General features: G+C 74.6%; 13 protein-coding genes. 5 read left to right on the forward strand and 8 right to left on the reverse strand.

Translation table 11 applies throughout. From position 1 onward, the window contains the following. The first annotated feature begins 179 nt into the window (after positions 1 to 179). Positions 180 to 1,406 (forward strand): amidohydrolase, encoded by a 1,227-nt coding sequence (locus GD970_RS03340; RefSeq protein ID WP_152200770.1) that lies wholly within the window; start codon positions 180 to 182, stop codon positions 1,404 to 1,406. Between the two features lie 50 nt (positions 1,407 to 1,456). Continuing rightward, positions 1,457 to 2,524 (forward strand): glutathione S-transferase family protein, encoded by a 1,068-nt coding sequence (locus tag GD970_RS03345; protein WP_152200772.1) that lies wholly within the window; start codon positions 1,457 to 1,459, stop codon positions 2,522 to 2,524. Between the two features lie 108 nt (positions 2,525 to 2,632). Here the strand turns inward: GD970_RS03345 and GD970_RS03350 are convergent, their stop codons facing one another. Together GD970_RS03350 and GD970_RS03355 are read right to left on the reverse strand one after the other, a co-directional pair. Continuing rightward, the gene (locus GD970_RS03350) at positions 2,633 to 4,339 is read right to left on the reverse strand and encodes a hypothetical protein (RefSeq protein WP_152200775.1); all 1,707 of its coding nucleotides are present in this window, start codon (positions 4,337 to 4,339) and stop codon (positions 2,633 to 2,635) included. Positions 4,340 to 4,539: 200 nt separating this feature from the next. After that, positions 4,540 to 6,213, reverse strand: coding sequence for an FUSC family protein (locus GD970_RS03355; protein ID WP_152200777.1), 1,674 nt, complete (start codon positions 6,211 to 6,213; stop codon positions 4,540 to 4,542). 159 nt (positions 6,214 to 6,372) lie between these two features. Here GD970_RS03355 and GD970_RS03360 point away from each other — a divergent pair, with 159 nt between their 5' ends. Continuing rightward, positions 6,373 to 6,708, forward strand: a complete 336-nt coding sequence (locus tag GD970_RS03360) for a thioredoxin family protein (protein ID WP_152200779.1) — start codon at positions 6,373 to 6,375, stop codon at positions 6,706 to 6,708. Between the two features lie 67 nt (positions 6,709 to 6,775). Here GD970_RS03360 and GD970_RS03365 read toward each other — a convergent pair whose 3' ends face one another. Next, the gene (locus tag GD970_RS03365) at positions 6,776 to 7,543 is read right to left on the reverse strand and encodes an HAD-IIB family hydrolase (RefSeq protein WP_152200781.1); all 768 of its coding nucleotides are present in this window, start codon (positions 7,541 to 7,543) and stop codon (positions 6,776 to 6,778) included. A gap of 151 nt (positions 7,544 to 7,694) precedes the next feature. On the opposite strand from GD970_RS03365, the gene GD970_RS03370 reads away from it, so the two are divergent. Beyond that, a complete protein-coding gene (locus GD970_RS03370) occupies positions 7,695 to 8,519 on the forward strand; it encodes an aldo/keto reductase (protein ID WP_152200784.1) in 825 nt (274 codons plus the stop codon). 333 nt (positions 8,520 to 8,852) lie between these two features. On the opposite strand, the gene GD970_RS03375 is transcribed toward GD970_RS03370, so the two are convergent. The 5 genes from GD970_RS03375 to GD970_RS03395 form a co-directional block, all read right to left on the reverse strand. Next, a complete protein-coding gene (locus tag GD970_RS03375) occupies positions 8,853 to 9,848 on the reverse strand; it encodes an NAD-dependent epimerase/dehydratase family protein (RefSeq protein WP_152200786.1) in 996 nt (331 codons plus the stop codon). Continuing rightward, positions 9,845 to 12,586: an alpha/beta fold hydrolase gene (locus GD970_RS03380; RefSeq protein WP_226925126.1), complete on the reverse strand. Its 2,742-nt coding sequence runs from the start codon at positions 12,584 to 12,586 to the stop codon at positions 9,845 to 9,847. Before GD970_RS03380 ends, GD970_RS03375 begins: the two co-directional genes overlap by 4 nt. Then, positions 12,583 to 13,614 carry a 3-oxoacyl-ACP synthase III gene (locus tag GD970_RS03385; protein WP_152200791.1) on the reverse strand — a complete coding sequence of 344 codons (1,032 nt, stop codon included), beginning with the start codon at positions 13,612 to 13,614 and terminating at the stop codon, positions 12,583 to 12,585. Before GD970_RS03385 ends, GD970_RS03380 begins: the two co-directional genes overlap by 4 nt. 147 nt (positions 13,615 to 13,761) lie before the next feature. Then, entirely contained in the window at positions 13,762 to 13,917 is a 156-nt protein-coding gene (locus tag GD970_RS03390; protein ID WP_152200793.1) for a methionine/alanine import family NSS transporter small subunit, read from the reverse strand. After that, a complete protein-coding gene (locus GD970_RS03395) occupies positions 13,914 to 15,455 on the reverse strand; it encodes a sodium-dependent transporter (protein ID WP_152200796.1) in 1,542 nt (513 codons plus the stop codon). Before GD970_RS03395 ends, GD970_RS03390 begins: the two co-directional genes overlap by 4 nt. A 215-nt stretch (positions 15,456 to 15,670) precedes the next feature. Here GD970_RS03395 and GD970_RS03400 point away from each other — a divergent pair, with 215 nt between their 5' ends. Beyond that, positions 15,671 to 16,900: a cobalamin-independent methionine synthase II family protein gene (locus GD970_RS03400; RefSeq protein ID WP_152200798.1), complete on the forward strand. Its 1,230-nt coding sequence runs from the start codon at positions 15,671 to 15,673 to the stop codon at positions 16,898 to 16,900. The last annotated feature ends 168 nt before the right edge of the window (positions 16,901 to 17,068 follow it).

Below are 17,068 nucleotides of genomic sequence, written 5' to 3' on the forward strand. Positions count from 1 at the left end.
GGATGTGCGGCGACACCCGACCACCTTAGGCCCCGATTTAGTGCCACATTTCCCAGCACCGAACGGACAAACCTGCAGGTCAGCGCGGCGCCCCACCGGTCAGCCCCGATTCGTGAGCCAAGTCAGGTCGGGACGGGGCCAGCGCATGCGGACGGCGGAGACTCGGCCATGATGACGTCATGACGCACCCCGAGACCCCCCGCTCCCCGGGCCGCCGGCGCGGCGGCAGCGTCGCCGTCGTCGGCGGCCGCGTCCTGCCCATGGCGGGCCCGCCGATCGACGGCGGCACGGTGGTGGTCGTCGACGGCGTGATCCGGCAGGTGGGCCGCGACGTCGCCGTGCCGTCCGGGGTGCCCGTCGTCGACGCGGCCGGTCGCTGGGTGCTGCCCGGGTTCGTCGACGCGCACGCCCACGTCGGCGTCGCCGAGGAGGGCGAAGGATGGGCCGGCGACGACTCCAACGAGATGTCCGGGCCGGTCATGGCGGCGGTGCGGGCCCTCGACGCCATCAACATCGAGGACCTGGGCTTCCGCGACGCCCTCGAGGGCGGGGTGACCAGCGTCGTGGTCAAGCCGGGCTCGGGCAACCCGATCGGCGGGCAGACCGTCGCCATCAAGACCTGGGGCGGGCGCACCGTCGACGAGCAGGTCATCAAGGCCGCGGTGTCCGTGAAGTCGGCGCTGGGCGAGAACCCCAAGCGGGTCTACCACGACCGCAAGGAGCTGCCCTCGACCCGCCTGGGCGTGGCCCGCGTCATCCGCGAGGCGTTCGTCAAGGCCCGCAACTACGCCGAGGCCCGCGAGCACGCCGCCCGCGAGGGCAGGCCTATCGAGCGGGACCTCACCCACGAGGTGCTCGCCCGCGTGCTCGCCGGCGAGCTCGTCTGGGACCAGCACACTCACCGCCACGACGACATCGCGACCGCCATCCGTCTCGCCGAGGAGTTCGGCTACCGCCTCGTGGTCAACCACGGCACCGACGGGGCCAAGCTCGCCGACCTGCTGGCCGAGAAGAACATCCCGGTGATCTTCGGCCCGATGATCTCCAACCGGTCCAAGGTGGAGCTGCGCGACCGCGGCCTGGAGAAGATCGTCGACCTGGCCGCAGCGGGCGTGCAGGTCGCGATCACCACCGACCACCCTGTCGTCCCGATCCAGTTCCTCGTGCACCAGGCCTCCATCGCGGTGAAGGCGGGGCTGGACCGCGACGTCGCCCTCGCGGCGCTGACGGTCAACCCCGCGCGGATGCTCGGCCTGGACGACCGCGTCGGCGCCCTGGCCCCGGGGCTGGACGGTGACGTCGTGGTCTGGTCGGGCGACCCGCTGGACCTGTACGCCCGGACGGAGCGGGTGTTCATCGGGGGGCGGGAGGTCTACGCCGACGGGCGGGTGGTGGAGCGCTTCTGAGCCCCACCGACTAGACTTATTGAAACTTTGACGATTTCGGGGAGGAGACCATGAGCACCGAGACCACCACCGAGGCCGAGCACCCCGAGCACCAGGAGGGCGGGCGCTACACGACGCCGGGCAAGGAGTACTCCCGCGACACCCGCTACATCACCACCCGCATCACCGCCGACGGCCGGGACGGCTACCCCGTCGAACCGGGCCGGTACCGCCTCGTCGCCGCCCGGGCCTGCCCCTGGGCGAACCGCACCCTCATCGTGAGGCGCCTCCTGGGCCTCGAGGACGCGATCTCGGTCGGGCTGCCCGGGCCGACGCACGACGCGCGGTCGTGGACCTTCGACCTCGACGAGGGCGGCAAGGACCCGGTCCTGGGGATCCACTGGCTGCAGGAGGCCTACTTCGCGCGCTTCCCCGACTACCCCCGCGGGATCACCGTCCCCGCCGTCGTCGACGTCCCCGCCGGCGCGGTGGTGACGAACGACTTCGCCCAGATCACGCTCGACTTCTCCACCGAGTGGACGGCGTACCACCGCGAGGGCGCGCCCGACCTCTACCCCGAGGCCCTGCGCGAGGAGATCGACGCCGTCAACCAGCGGGTCTTCACCGAGGTCAACAACGGCGTCTACCGCTGCGGGTTCGCCGGGTCGCAGGAGGCCTACGACAAGGCCTACGTCCGGCTGTGGGCGGCGCTGGACTGGCTCGAGGAGCGGCTCAGCGGGCAGCGCTACCTGGTGGGCGACACCATCACCGAGGCGGACGTGCGGCTGTTCACCACCCTGGTCCGCTTCGACGCCGTCTACCACGGGCACTTCAAGTGCAACCGGAACAAGCTCACCGAGATGCCGGCGCTGTGGGGCTACGCCCGCGACCTGTTCCAGACGCCCGGCTTCGGCGACACCGTGGACTTCCAGCAGATCAAGGAGCATTACTACGTCGTCCACACCGACATCAACCCCACGCAGATCGTGCCGGCCGGACCGGACCTGTCCGGCTGGCTGACCCCGCACGGGCGCGAGGCGCTCGGGGGCCGGCCCTTCGGCGACGGCACCGCGCCGGGCCCGGTCCGGCCGGGCGAGGAGGTCGACCCCGCGCACACCGCGGCGGCGATGCGCGGCTGACGCCGAGGCCGGACCCGCGCTGGGCGGCCGAGCCACGAGAGGGGCCGGGCACCGTCACGGTGCCCGGCCCCTCGGCTGCGCGGCCCCCGGGTGGTGCGGGCCGGCGCGCTACTGGTAGCTGATGAAGTTCGGCGTCGGCTGGACCTGCATCGTCTGCTCCGGGGTGAGCATCGGGCTGTCCTCGTCGTAGAAGTTCTTCCACCCCCACCAGCGGATGCTCGGTGCGTTCGCGTGCAGGGTGCGCCACGTGCCGGCCTTCGCCGGCTGGGACCCCTGGCCGTCGGCGTGGATGAGGACGGCGAGCTCCGAGCGAGACTGGTCCACGCCGTCGACGCCCGGGATCATCCGGACCTGGAACTGGTGGAGCACGAGGATCTTCTGCGGCAGGCGGTTCGCGCGGGTGAGGTCGGCGAGCCAGCCGACCACCTGGTTGACCTCGGCGACGTCGACCTGGCCGATCTGCCGCAGGTGCACCTGGTCCGGGCGCAGCCGCCACTCGGGATCGAGCGCGAGCCCGACGTTGGGCATCTTCAGCAGCTCCTCGTACCGCTTGGCCTGGGTGAGGAAGTCGGTGCGTCCGGGCTGCAGGTCGAGCACCACGTACTGCCCGTGCTCGTGCGCCAGCTCCACGAGCGGGCGCAGCTGCTCCACGCTCGCCTCGGACGAGTAGTTCCCGTCGTCGCCCGGGCCGCCGGAGGCGACCGTGGCGATGATCTCCAGCGCGGGCACGACGGTGGTGTCGGTCAGCGGACGGTACGCCTCGGCGTGGGCCTGGGCGCGCTCGACCGTGGCCGGCGCGTCCTGCTCGCCCAGGACCCCCAGGGCGCGGCTGCCCGGGTGCCCGTAGAGGGCGACGTAAGTCTTGCCGGGCAGGGCGAGCTGACCGCCGCCCGGCAGCTCGGCGCCGGTCGCCGCGGTGGCGGCGCGCCAGGCGAGGGTGCCCGCGTCGCCGAAGGCGGTGCCGAGCCCGACGACGACGTCCGGCGCGTTGGCGGCGGTCGCCTGGACGGTCTCGCTCGTCGCACGCGGGTCGCCGTTGGGCACCAGCTGCACCCGGGCGCCGGCGCTGCGGGCGTTGGCGACGGCCGCGGCCTGGGCGGGGTCGCCGGTGCTCATGACGACGACGCCCTCGGCCGCCGGCGTGGGCCGGGTGGTGGGGGGCAGGGTGGGCGCGGCGTCCTGCGACGGCGCACCCTCGGCCGGAGCCGGGGCGTCCTGCGACGGCGCGGGCTCAGCGGGCACTGCCGCCTCGCCCGCCGGCCCGGGGGCGCCCTCCCCGGCCCTCGTCAGGTACGTCGGCGCGTCCGGGTCGAGGCCGGCCACCGCCGCCACCTCGCCCGCCTCCGCCACGGGCTCGCCGGCCGCCAGGGCCACGCCGAGCAGCTCGCCCAGCGCGGCCGGGTCGGCCGGCGCGGCCACGGCGGCGACGTCGGCGCCGTCGGGGACGTCCGCCGTCCCCATGGTGAGCACCGCCTCGGGATGCAGGCGCTCGAGGTCGGCGCCGACGGTCGCGTCGTCACCGTCGAGGAGCACCGGGACACCGAGCGCGACCGCGGCCGAGGCGGCGGGCAGGACGGCGTCCCCGGTCGTCAGCACGACCACGGGTGCGGCGGCGAAGAAGGTCTCGACGCTCTGGCGGGCCAGCTCCGCCGGGTCGTCGGTGCCCAGCACCGCCGTCTCGCCCGGGCCGACGAGCTCGCTCGCGGCGGGCGGCGGTGGCGACGTCGTCGTCTCGGTGGTGGTCCCGCCGTCGGCCGCGGTGCACCCGGCCAGGACGAGCGCGGCGACGGGCACGAGCAGGGCGCGACGGCGCACGGGGCTCCTTCCGGACGGGACTGGGCCCTGACACCGTACGTGCCCGAGCGCGCAGGACGCACCTCATTCCCGGGCGAGGTGGTCCGACTCACGGAGGCGCCCCCCACCCGTCGCGGACGGGCGACGCGGAAAATGCCGACCGGCGAGGACGACGCCGCGTCGTCAGGCGTCGACGCCGGCCCGGTCAGCGCGCGATCGCGTCAGCGGATGACCGCGCGCAGGTTGCCCAGCGCGATGGGGTCGGGCGGCACGCCGCGCGCGGCCGAGGAACCGAGGGCCCAGCACGCCCACGTCGCCCCGCCCACGCCGTCGGCCGGGCCGCTGGCGCGGGCGCAGCGCGCGAGCACCGTCAGCCCCAGCCACGCCGTCGCCTCGCGCGACTCCACCCAGGTGGCCATGCCCTCGGGGTCGTCGGTGAGCGCGCGGCCGGCGACCAGGGCCAGGTCCTGCATGTCCAGGGCGAGCTCGAGCTGCGCGACGGCCCCCGCCCGGCCGGTGACGGTGCCCGCGCCGATGTGGTCCAGGGCGTTCCCGCACGAGGCGAGCACCCGCGCGACGTAGCTGCGGACCATCGGCATCGCGCTGCCGCGGGCCACGAGCAGCAGCACCACGACCGCCACCGCGAGCCCGACGACGGTGTCGAGCAGGCGCTCGGTGACGACCGGGAACACCCCCTCGAAGGCGCCGCCCGTGGCGATGGTCAGCGCGAGCGGGGTGATCATCGAGACGGCCACCGCGTAGTTGCGCGGCACGGCGAGCTCGATCGCGCCCTGCAGCACCACGAGGATGGCGACGGTCACCCACTGGCTCGGGCCGGCGGCGGTGATCACGGCGAAGATCCCCAGGCCCACCACCGTGCCGATGAACCGGTTGCGGGCGCGGATGAGCGAGCGGCGCCGGTCGAGGCCCTGGTAGAGCACCAGGGCGGAGACCATCATCGCCCAGTACATGTGGTCGGTGCCGAGGGTCAGCGCGATGAGCCCGGAGACGACGATGCCCAGCGCCACGCGTCCGGCGGCGTCCAGCGGCACGGTCGGGGCGTGGAGCGCGCGCCGGAGCATCCGCCAGGTGGTGGGCAGGCCGAGCGGGGTCTCGGTGCGGTCGGCGGCCAGGTCCGGGTCCGGCGAGCTGCCGGGCAGCATGTGCGAGGCGTACGCCTGGTGCAGGGCGGACAGCTCCGCGACCCGGGCCAGCGCCCCCGGCCGCCGGGAGGTGGTGTCGCCGGCGTCCCACAGCACCCCCCAGGCGTGGTGCAGCGCCGCGGCGGCCTGGGCCGAGTGCTGCTTCGCCCGGTCGGCGTACCGGTCCGTCGCGAGGAAGCGCTCGACGGCGCCCTGCGCCTGCCGCAGGGCCTTGGCCTGCGGGGCCGCCCGGTTGAGCAGCAGGTCGGCCATGGCGATCGGGACGGCGCAGCCCGCGCCGATCGCGGTGGCGGCGATCATGAGGGCCGGCGGCACCGTGCCCTGTGCGGGCACGAACCCGGCGACGCCGGCGACCATGACGAAGAAGAACGCCCCGGGCGGGCCCGAGCGCAGCGCCAGGGTCGCGTACGTGGCCGCCGCGCCGATCACGGTGAGCAGCAGGATCGCCGCCCAGCCGATGCCCGCGGTCAGCGCGCCGAGGGCGGAGCACAGGACGAAGCCCAGCGCGACGACGACGAGCATCCGCCAGCGGTAGCGCATCGGCCGCCCCGCGCCGTAGAGCACGGTGAAGGCGCCGGTGCTCGCCATGAGGCCGACCTCATGGTGGCCCAGCAGCGTCAGCGTGGTGAGCGGGACGCCGATCGCGGCGCTGGCGCGCGCCGCCGTCGGCCAGGCGAGCGTGCGGATCGAGGTGCGGGTGTCCGTCCACCGGTCCCCCGCCCGCTCGCTCACGTGTGCACGCTCCTCGCCGCTCGGGTCCTGGGTACCCGTTCAGGGTAACGACGCCCCTGCTCGGAGGCCTTGTGGGGGCGACGTGGTGCCGCCCACCCGGCGCGCCCCCATGACCGACCCCACAGGGCCGGTCGGGCCGCGGCGCGCGACAATCGGACCATGTCCGTGCCCCCGCCCGACGACGCCCCGCTGACCGCGGCCGGCCTCGGCCTGCCCGCCGACCGCCTCGGCGAGCGGGCCACGCTGCTGCAGGTCTCGAGCGCGTTCTGCGCCCCGTGCGCGGGCGCGCGGGTGGTGGCCAGGCGGGTGGCCGAGACGGCCGAGGGGGTGCGCCACGTCGAGGTCGACGTCGCCGGTCACGAGCGGCTGGCCGCGGCCCTGCAGATCCGCAGCACGCCCACCGTGCTCGTGCTCGACGGCGCGGGGCGGGTGCGTCACCGGGTCGAGGGCGTGCCGCGGCTGGCGTGGCTGCGCGAGGCGGTTGCGGGCGTCTGACCGGGGCCGGGCCACCTGACCGGCCCGGCGGAACGTGTCCGGGAGCCGCGAGGCCCCGGCGTCGACGTCAGGCCCGGGTGACCGCGAGCCCCGCGACGATCGACTCGACCAGCTCGGCGGTCTCCTCCCAGTCGGCGACGGCGTGGGTGGGCATGCCCAGCCGCACGACCGGGTAGTCGTTGCCGCCCTCGTCGAGCCGGTCGCCGACGAAGAGCATGTCCAGCACGTCGATGCCGGTCTGCTCGCTCAGCCGCTCCATGCCATAGGCCTTGTCCACGCCCTTGCGGGTGATGTCCACCGACGTCGACCCGCCCGAGCGCACCTCGAGGTCGGGCAGCCGGGCGGCGACGGCGTCGCGCAGGGCCCCCTTCCGCTCACCGGTGGGGTCCCACGCCTTCTTGGCCTCCAGCGGGGCCTGCTGGCCCAGCGCGGAGAACGTGATCTGCGAGCCGCGGTCCTCGAGGATGTCGCCCCAGGTCCGCTCCTCCCACAGCCCCAGGCGCCGGGCCTCCTCCTCGACGGCGGTCACGGCCCGGAACCGCTCGTCCTCGGTGAGGTCGTGCGCGTAGACCTGGTGCCACTCCCCCGCCTCGAAGCGCAGGTAGCGGGTGCCGCAGGTGGGCATGAGGTGCAGGCGGGACAGCTGCTCCGCCGTCGCCGGCAGGTGGGCGAGCACCTGGTCGCGGAACTGGCCGAAGTGGCCGCCGGAGATGATGCACACCGGCAGCGAGTCGAGCAGCGCGGCGAGGGCGGTGCCCATGCGCGCGGGCATCGGGGACTTCGACGGCGCCAGGGTGTCGTCCAGGTCGAAGGCGATCAGTCGCGGGTCCGTCACGTCTCGGTCTCCTGCTCGGCGGCCGCACCGGGCGGTGCGGGCACGCCGGTCGGCGTGCTGCTCGAGCGATTATGCCCGCCGGGGTCCCGTTCGTCGGCGTCCGCGCGTCGGGACCGGCGAGCCGGCGGTCCCGGCGGGCACAATGTGGGCCATGACTGTGCCGCGGTTCACGCTCAACGACGGTTACGCCCTGCCCGCCATCGGCCTGGGGACGTGGGCCATGTCCGACGACGAGGCGGCCACCGCCGTCGCCGAGGGCATCCGGACGGGCTACCGGCTCATCGACACCGCAGCCTCCTACGGCAACGAGGCCGGCGTGGGTCGCGGCATCGCCGAGTCCGGGGTGCTGCGCGAGGAGCTCATCGTCACGAGCAAGCTGCGCGGGCGCGACCAGGGGTACGAGGAGACGCTGCGGGCGTTCGAGACCACCCGCCGGGACCTCGGCGTGGAGTACGTCAACCTCTACCTCATCCACTGGCCGCTGCCCCGGCAGGACAAGTACGTGGAGACCTGGAAGGCGATGATCAAGCTGCGCGAGGACGGGCTCGTGCGCTCGATCGGCGTCTCCAACTTCACCGCCGAGCACCTCGACCGCATCATCGGCGAGACCGGGGTGGCGCCGTCGGTCAACCAGATCGAGCTGCACCCCGGCTTCCCGCAGGACGAGATGCGGCGGGTCGACGCCGAGCGCGGCATCGTCACCCAGTCCTGGCGACCGCTGGGCAAGGGCCGCCTCCTCGACGCCCCCGCGGTGGTGGAGGCGGCCGGCTTCCACGGCGTCAGCCCGGCGCAGGTGATCCTGCGGTGGCTCCACCAGCTGGGCACGGTGCCCATCCCGAAGTCTGCCGACCCGCAGCGCCAGAAGGAGAACTTCGACATCTTCCGGTTCAACCTGCGCCAGCCGGAGATGGAGCGCATCAGCGCCATGGCCGGCGGCCGCCTCGGCGGCGACCCCGACACCCACGAGGAGTTCTGACCCCCAGGGTGGTGAGGCGTCAAGAAGTGCACGAGACGTCAAGAAGTGCGCGAGACGTCACAAAGTGCGCGAGGAGTCACGAAGTGCTTGAGCGGCCACGTTCAACACCTGACGGCAATGGTGTCGCGCCCGTCCTGGTCCGCCGGGAGCAGCGGACCCCGCTCGCGTCGGCGCCACGGCGCTCCTTGACCTCCGGCGCACTACTCGACCTCTGGCCCACTCTTTGACGTCTCGCGCACTCATTGACGTTTCGCGCACTCATTGACCGCTCGCGCACTCTTTGACGTCTCGCGCACTACTTGACCGCTGGCGCACTCTTTGACGTCTCGCGCGCTACTTGACGTTTCGCGCCGCTTGCGGCTGGCGCCGGTAGTACTCCGCCAGGCGCGCGAAGCCCTCGTCCAGGCTCACGCCGGGCCGCCAGCCCAGGGCCTCGAGGGTGCGGCGCAGGTCGAACCAGTGCGCGGTGGAGAGCTGCTCGGCGAGGAACCGGGTCATCGGCGGCTCGTCTCGACCGGGGCGCACCGCCCACGCCTTCTCGATGAGTCCCCCGGCCGCGCGGGCCACCGCGCCGGGCACCGCCCAGCGCGGCGCCGGGACGCCGCCGGCCCGGCACATGGCCGCGATGAGCTCGAACACCGGCCGCGGCTCGCCGTTGGTGACGACGAACGCCTCCCCGTGCGCCGCCTCCGCCCGGTCCAGCGCGGCGACGATCGCGCTGACGGCGTTGTCGACGTACGTGGTGTCGATGAGCGCCGCGCCGGCGTCCAGCCGCGGCAGCCGGCCGGCGCGTGCCCGGTCCACCACCCGCTGGACCAGCTGGGTGTCCCCCGGCCCCCACACGATGTGCGGGCGCACGGCCACGACGGCGAATCCGGGCGCGTCCGCCGCCAGGGCGAGCAGCTCGGCGGCCGCCTTGGTGCGCGCGTAGTGGCCGCGGGCGCGTTTGGGCTGGGCGGGCCCGGCGCCCTCGCCCACGATGGAGGCGCCGGTGTGGGCGACCGACGGCGAGGAGACGAACACGAACCGCTCGGCGCCGCCGGCCCGGGCGGCCTCGAGCAGCAGCCGCGTGCCGTCGACGTTGGTCCGCTCGAACTCGGCGAGCGGCCCGGCGAAGGACACCTTCGCGGCCAGGTGCACGACGGCGTCCTGGCCGCCGGCCGCCGCGGCGACCGCGTCGGCGTCGTCGACGGACCCGCGCACGTCCCGCGCGCCCGCGATGCCGGAGGGGCGCCGCTGAAGCGTGGTGACCACGTCGCCGCGGGCGAGCAGCGCCGTCGCCACCTCCCGGCCGAGCATGCCGCTCGCGCCGGTCACCAGCACCCTCACGGCCGGCCCGCCCGCAGCCCGGCCAGGAACCGCGCCGCCCAGGCGGCGATCCGCGCACGCTCGACCTTGGAGTTGTGCCGCACGTCGGTGGGCACCTCGGGCACGCGCAGCACGGCTGCGACGGGCACGGCCGCCACCGCTCGCACGGCCCGGGCGAGGCCCTCGGGCGCCAGCGCCGGGCGGTGCCGAGCGCCGGGGTCGACGTCCGGATCGGTCTCGACGACGACCACCACCTGCTGGGCGCCCACCGGGCCGACGCCGACCACCGCCGCGCGCCGCACGGCCGGCAGGTTGAGCACGTCGTTCTCGAGCTGGACGGGGGTGACGACGCCGTCGGGGGTGACGATGACGTGGGAGAGACGGCCCTCGATCCACAGCCGCCCGGCCGCGTCGAGGTGGCCGACGTCGCCGGTGCGGTGCCAGCCGGGCCAGGTGGCCGAGGCGTCCTGGGTGGCCCAGAGCCGGTCGTAGCGGTCCTTGAGGTGCGGCGCGGTGACGAGCACCTCGCCGGTGATCCCAGGCTCGTCGGTGGGCCGGCCGGTCGCCTCCCCCATGTCGTCCAGGGGCACGACGCGGATGTGGGCGCCGGCCACCGGGGTGCCCACGCAGCTCCCGCCGCCGGCCCCGGTCACGGCGCCCGCCCGGGCGTCGGACTCGGCGGCCTCCACCTGCTCCAGGGAGACGTCGGTCAGCGGCAGCACCTCGGTCATCCCGTACGGGGTGTGCGGCTCGGCGTTCGGCATGACGGTGCGCGCCTGGGCCAGGCGCGCGGAGGAGATCGGGGCGCCGGCGGAGAGGAACAAACGCACCCCACCGAGCGCCTCGCGCTGCGCGGGCGAGAGCCCGTCGGCCGTGCGCACGACGTTGGCCAGTGCCGACGGGGAGGCGAAGACGGCGTAGGCGTCGATCGCCGCGGCCGCGTCGCCCAGGGCCGCCGCGGTGAGGGTGCCCGGGCTGGCGACGTCCATGTCCGGGGTGGCGCTCGTGGCGCCGGTGGCCGTGCCCAGCAGCGCGAACGGCGCGAAGCCGGCGACGAAGCTCCGCTCGGGCGACAGGCCGTAGGTGGCGGCGACGACGTCGCGCATCCCGGCCAGGCGCCGGTGGGTGTAGACGACGCCCTTGGCCGGGCCCGTGGAGCCGGAGGTGAAGAGGATGGCCGCGTCGGCGTCCGGGTCGGGCTCGGGCGGCAGGTGGCCGCCGGCGCCGTCGAGGACCGCGCCGCGGGCGAGCAGCTCGCGCACGCTGCCGAAGATCCGGAAGGTGCGCCGGCGGGTGTGGGCGGTGCGCGGCGGGGTGTAGCCGACGTCGTGACCGCTGGGGACGGCGACGAACTTCCGGCCCGGCCAGCCCAGCAGGCGGCCGGCGACGAGCGCCTTCTCGATGCCGATGATGTGGTCCGGTGCCGCCCCGCGCACCGCCCGCGTCAACCCCTTGAGGCCGAGCCCGGCGTCGGCGAGGACGACGACGGCGCCCAGCCGCAGGCACGCGAACAGCGCCGTGGTGAGGTCCACGCCGGGCGGGACGAGCAGGCTGACCCGCTGGCCGGGGCGCACCCCGGCGTCGGCCAGACCGAGGGCGAGGTGACGGACCCGGGCGGCCAGCTCGGACCAGCTCAGCTCGGAGCGGCCGGCGGCGGACAGGGCGACGACGGCGGCGGCCGGGGAGTCGGCCTGCTCCTCCAGCGCGGCATACAGGGGGCGGTACTCCGCGACGGCCAGGGCGGGTCGGGCGCCCGGCTCCGTCCCGGCCGCGGGCACGTCGGGTGCACCCGCCATCCGCTCCGCACGCTCGGCCGGGGCCGCGGGGCGGCCCACCCCCCGCCGGTCGAGCCAGCGCACGAGCGTGCCGGCGACGTCGGCGTCCTCGACCACGAGGTGCCCGGCCCCCTCGAAGCGGTGGACGTCGGCGTGCGGGAGCCGCTCGAGCAGGTCGCGGAGGTAGCGCTCGTAGAACACCGGGTCGCGCGGGCCCCACATGATCAGCGTGGGCACGTCCAGCCCGCGCACGCCCGCGGCGATGCGCTCGAGCTCGGCGTGGCTGGGATGGGTGGCGTCGACGGGGATGTCCTCGACGAACGCCGCGATGCCCGCCCGCGCGGCGGCGCTGCGGTAGGGCGCCCGGTAGGCGGCCTTGACCTCCGGCGCCAGGGCCGGGTGCGCCAGCGCGAGGGTGACCTCCAGGAAGGCGGGCGTGGCCTGCGTGCCCGGGCCGTGCACCCGGCGGCTGCGGGCCAGGCGCAGCAGGTAGGGCACCTTGGTGCGGGCGGCCTGGTGCACCGCGGTGTTGGTGAGCGCCACCGCCGCCAGCTCGCGCGGGTGGTCCACCGCCCAGCCCAGGGACACCACCCCGCCCCAGTCGTGACCGACGGTCACCACGGGCCGCCCGTCCCACGCCGGCCCGGACAGCCCGAGGACGTCGGTCAGCTCGCCCAGCTCCCGCACCCGGTCCGCGAGGCGGTGGGTGAGGCCCGTGCGCTCGGAGTAGCCCATCTCGAGCTGGTCGACGGCGACCACGCGCCAGCCTGCCGCCGCCCCGGCCGCGAGCACCGAGCGCCACAGGTAGGACCACGTGGGGTTGCCGTGCACGCACAGCAGCGTCCCGCGCGGCTCGGCGCCGCCGAGGGAGTCGAGGTTGTCGAGGTAGTGCCAGCGGTACCCACCCGCCATCGCCTGCCGGGACCACGCGGGGTAGACGCCGGGCCAGGCCTCGGGCGCCGGCCGTCCCGCCGGTGCGGTCACCAGGCGAGCTCCAGGATCGCGGTGTTGAGCCCGGACCCCACGCCCAGGCACATCACCCGGTCCCCGGCGCTGAGGGACTCGGCCTGCTCCGACAGCGTCATGGCGATGGACGCCGGGCCCACGTTGCCCCAGCGGTCGAAGGTGATCGGCACCGCGGCCGGGTCCAGGTCGACGGCCTCGACGATGGCGTTGGTGTAGGGGGTGGAGATCTGGTGGGTGACGTAGCGGTCCATGCCCGAGAAGTTCCACCCGTCGGCCTCGGCCTCGTGCCAGGCGTCGGTGACGAGCTGGAGCCCGTGGCGCAGCAGGTTCTTGGTGTCGGTGGTCATCTTCCCGAAGCTGCCCACGCACAGCTCGTGGTGCTCGGTGCCGGCCCGGGAGACCGCGCCGACGATGCGGTGGCCGTCGGGGCGGCGCGAGGCACGGCCGACCACGGCGGCCGCGGCGCCGTCACCGAGGGTGAGGGACGCGAACTGGTCGGCGTAGTCCCGCCGGGTCACGCCGTCGGCCAGGAGCCGGGCGAGGGTGTCCTCCTGGGTGGGCCGCACGTCCTCGCTGTTGACGATGACGGCGTAGTCGACCTGCCCCGCGTCGATCATGGCCGCGGCCATCTGCAGGCCGTTGACGAACCCGACGCAGGCGTTGGTGATGTCGAAGTTCAGCGCCGAGGACGGCAGCCCCATCCGGTCGTGGACGCGCACCGCCACGGACGGCTCGAGGGTGCTGCGCGAGACCGAGGTGTTGATGAGCAGCCCCACCTCGCCCGGGTCCACCCCGGCCTCGGCCAGCGCCTTGCTGCCCGCCTCGGCGGCCATGTCCTCGAAGGCCGTGCCCGGCCGCCACCAGCGGCGCTCGCGCACGCCGGAGACGCGCTCCAGGAGGTGGTCCGGCAGGCGCAGCTTCTGCCGGGTGGGGGCCAGCCGCTCCTCGAACTCGGCGGACGTCACGACCACCGGCGCCTCGATGTGGGCGAGCGCCACGATGGCGCTGTCGCGGTACCGGAAGCTGGCGTTTCCCCGTAGATGCACCACCTAAGGTTACGGAACGCCCGCTCGGGCGCGCATGCGATGGGAGCGGCGACAGGGCGCGGGAACTCCTCGCCGCCGTCGTTCGTCCGCGCGCGAGCCGCGGCGGCCGCGCGCGGACGGTCGCCTACCGTCCGGTTGTGGCCCATCTCACCGCGCCGGGGCGCCGCCCGGCTCCTCGTCGAGGAGGTGGACGACGTCGTCGTCGGGCAGCGGGTGCCGCAGGAGGAAGACGACGGCGGTCCCCAGCCCGCCCCAGACCACGACCAGCGCGACGACCAGCATGACGAGGGCGGCCGCGCTCATCGGACAGCCTCCGCCGGCAGCGGCTCGGGCGTGAAGTCGTCCACCGGGCGGCGCCACCGCAACGCGGCGAGGGCGAGCGCCGCGAGGAGCGCGCCGCCGGCCACGCCCCAGCCCACCGCGTTGACGAACGCCCACGGGTAGCCGCTGTAGGGCTTCGTGAGGAGCTCGGCGAGACTGCTGACGAGCATCACCGTCAGCGCGAGGGGGACGACGACGCCGACGAGCACCCGCCACCACCGGCCCACCCGGGCGGTGGAGACCCAGTTGAGGTGGGCCTGCAGCTCCGGCAGCCGGCGGGCGGCGTAGGTCACCACGAGGCACATGGTGATGGCCGAGCCGATGACGCCGACCTCGTTGGCGTACTTGTCGGCGGTGTCGAGCATGGCCAGGCCGGACGTCGTCGAGTACAGGGCCAGGGAGATCAGGGCGCAGAGCCCGCCGACGACGCCCACCGCCCGCGCGCGGCTCAGGTCGAACTTCTCCTGGAAGGCGGCGGAGACGACCTGGAGGATCGAGATGAGCGAGGTGAACCCGGCCAGCGTGAGGGAGACGAAGAAGAGGATCCCGAACACCGGGCCCGCGGGCATCATCGAGATGACCTGCGGGAAGGTGACGAAGCTGAGGATGACCCCGCTGATCCCCTCCAGCTCGCCCACGGCGATGCCCTGCTGGTGGGCCATGAACCCCAGGGTGGCGAAGACGCCGATGCCGGCGAGCAGCTCGAAGGAGGAGTTGGCGAAGGCGGCGACGTACGACGTCGGCACGAGGTTGGCGCGCCGGCGCAGGTAGCTCGAGTAGGTGAGCATGATGCCGAAGCCGATGGACAGCGAGAAGAAGATCTGGCTGTAGGCCGCGATCCACACGCCGGGGTCGGCCAGGGCGCTCCAGCTGGGGGTGAAGAAGGCGTTCAGCCCGTCCACCGCGCCGGGCAGGAACAGGGCCCGCACGACCAGCAGGGTGAACAGCACGACGAGCAGCGGGAGCATGATCTTGTTCGCGCGCTCCAGGCCCCGCTGGACCCCGAGGGCGAGCACGACGAGCGTGACGGCCCAGACGGCGACCATGGGCCAGAAGATCCCGCCGACGACGTCGGTGCTCAGCGTGGGCCCGGCGTCCTGGAGGAAGTCCCCGACGAAGAATCCCGCCGGGTCGCTCCCCCACGCCTCGGTCACCGAGAAGCCGACGTAGCGGATCGCCCACACGAGGATGACCGTGTAGTAGGTGGCGATGACGAAGGCGATGGCCACCTGGAACCAGCCGAGGGCCTCGAACCGGCGGCCCAGCCGGCGGAAGGCCGCGGGCGCGGAGCCGCGGAAGCGGTGCCCGAGGGAGTAGTCGAGCACCAGGATCGGGATGCCGGCGGTGAGCAGGGCGACGAGGTACGGGATGAGGAACGCCCCGCCGCCGTTCTCGTACGCCACGCCGGGGAAGCGCCAGATGTTGCCGAGGCCGACGGCCGAGCCGATCGCCGAGAGGAGGAACCCGAGCTGGCCCGACCACTGCTCCCGCTCGGGCGCCTGGGTCGTTGTTGTGGTCACCGGCACACTGTGATGGCGGTGACGTCCGTCCGCAATCGGGGCCGCGCCGGGGCCGCGCAAAGGCGGCGGGATGGTAGCCCCTCGACGCGCCGCGGGTGCACGCGGACCGTCCCGTGGTCGCCCGGCCCGAGGCCCGTCCCGACCCGGGACACGCGGGGGCGCGATGTCCGTGCGGGGTGCGACGCTGGCGGCGGATCGTCACGAGGAGGAGCCCCATGCTGCGCAGCACCGACCGCATCCAGACCACCCACGCCGGGTCGCTCCCGCGCACCCCCGAGCTCATCGCCGCCAACGCCGCGCGCGAGGCCGGGGCCGCGCGGGCGGACTTCCCGGAGCTGCTGGCCGCCGCCGTCACCGATCTCGTGCGCCGCCAGCTCGACGCGGGGATCACCGTGGTCGGCGACGGCGAGTACGGCAAGTCCATGACCTCCGCCATCGACTACGGCGCCTGGTGGTCCTACTCCTTCCAGCGCACCGGCGGCCTCGAGCTGGACGGCGACCTCTCCTGGCTGACCGAGCGTCGCCTCTCCACCCCGGGCCAGGTGCGGCTGACCGGCTTCGCCCACCGCCGCGACCGCCAGCGCTTCGCCGAGGCCTACGCCGACCCCGCGTCCGGGATCTTCACCGGCGGCACCGAGCCCAAGCCGTTCCCGACGGCGACCGGGCCCCTGACCTACACCGGCCAGGACGCGGTGGCCTCCGACGTCGCCAACCTGCGCCGTGCCCTGGCCGCGACCGGGGCGGAGGAGGGCTTCCTCACCGCGCTGTCCCCCGGCTCGGCCTCCCGCATCGCCAACCGCTACTACGCCACCGACGAGGAGTTCCTCTACGCGTGGGCGGACGTGCTGCGCGAGGAGTATCGCGCGATCATCGACGCCGGCCTCGTGCTGCAGATCGACGACCCCTCCGTCGCCGAGAACTTCGACCAGATCGAGCCAGAGCCCAGCGTCGAGGACTACGCGCGCTTCACCGAGGTGCGGGTGGAGGCGCTCAACCACGCCCTGCGGGGGCTGCCGGAGGACCGGATCCGCTTCCACCTGTGCTGGGGCAGCTGGCACGGGCCGCACACCACGGACCTGCCGCTGCGCGACATCGTCGGCACGATGCTCAAGATCAACGCCGGGGCCTACTCGTTCGAGGCCGCCAACGTGCGCCACGAGCACGAGTGGCGCGTCTGGGAGGACGTAACGCTGCCCGAGGGCAAGCTCCTGCTGCCCGGGGTGGTCTCCCACGCGACCAACGTCGTCGAGCACCCCGAGCTCGTCGCCGACCGCATCGAGCGGTTCGCGCGGCTGGTGGGCCGGGAGAACGTCATCGCCTCGACCGACTGCGGCCTCGGCGGGCGCATCCACCCGCAGATCGCCGCGGCGAAGCTCGAGGCCCTGGGCCAGGGCGCGGAGCTGGCCACGCAGCGGCTGTGGGGGGCCCGGGCCGGCGGGCGCTGACCGCAGCCCGGCTACCGGCCGGTCGGAGGCCGCTGAGCACCGGCTGTCGAACGGTCGCCGTCGGCCCCACCCAGGACCCGCCCGGCCCGCGAACATCGGACGGGTGCGCCCCCGTTGCATGTTGCTGTGGCGCGGAACACACTTCCTGTACCCCTGATGGACCACCCT

The sequence above is a fragment of the Georgenia thermotolerans genome (assembly GCF_009193185.1).
In the GTDB taxonomy this organism is placed as follows: domain Bacteria; phylum Actinomycetota; class Actinomycetes; order Actinomycetales; family Actinomycetaceae; genus Georgenia; species Georgenia thermotolerans.

Coding starts and splice junctions, on each gene's coding strand:
- GD970_RS03340 (WP_152200770.1), top strand. CDS start 180: ATGACGCACCCCGAGACCCCCCGCTCCCCGGGCCGCCGGCGCGGCGGC.
- GD970_RS03345 (WP_152200772.1), top strand. CDS start 1,457: ATGAGCACCGAGACCACCACCGAGGCCGAGCACCCCGAGCACCAGGAG.
- GD970_RS03360 (WP_152200779.1), top strand. CDS start 6,373: ATGTCCGTGCCCCCGCCCGACGACGCCCCGCTGACCGCGGCCGGCCTC.
- GD970_RS03370 (WP_152200784.1), top strand. CDS start 7,695: ATGACTGTGCCGCGGTTCACGCTCAACGACGGTTACGCCCTGCCCGCC.
- GD970_RS03390 (WP_152200793.1), bottom strand. CDS start 13,917: ATGAGCGCGGCCGCCCTCGTCATGCTGGTCGTCGCGCTGGTCGTGGTC.
- GD970_RS03400 (WP_152200798.1), top strand. CDS start 15,671: ATGCTGCGCAGCACCGACCGCATCCAGACCACCCACGCCGGGTCGCTC.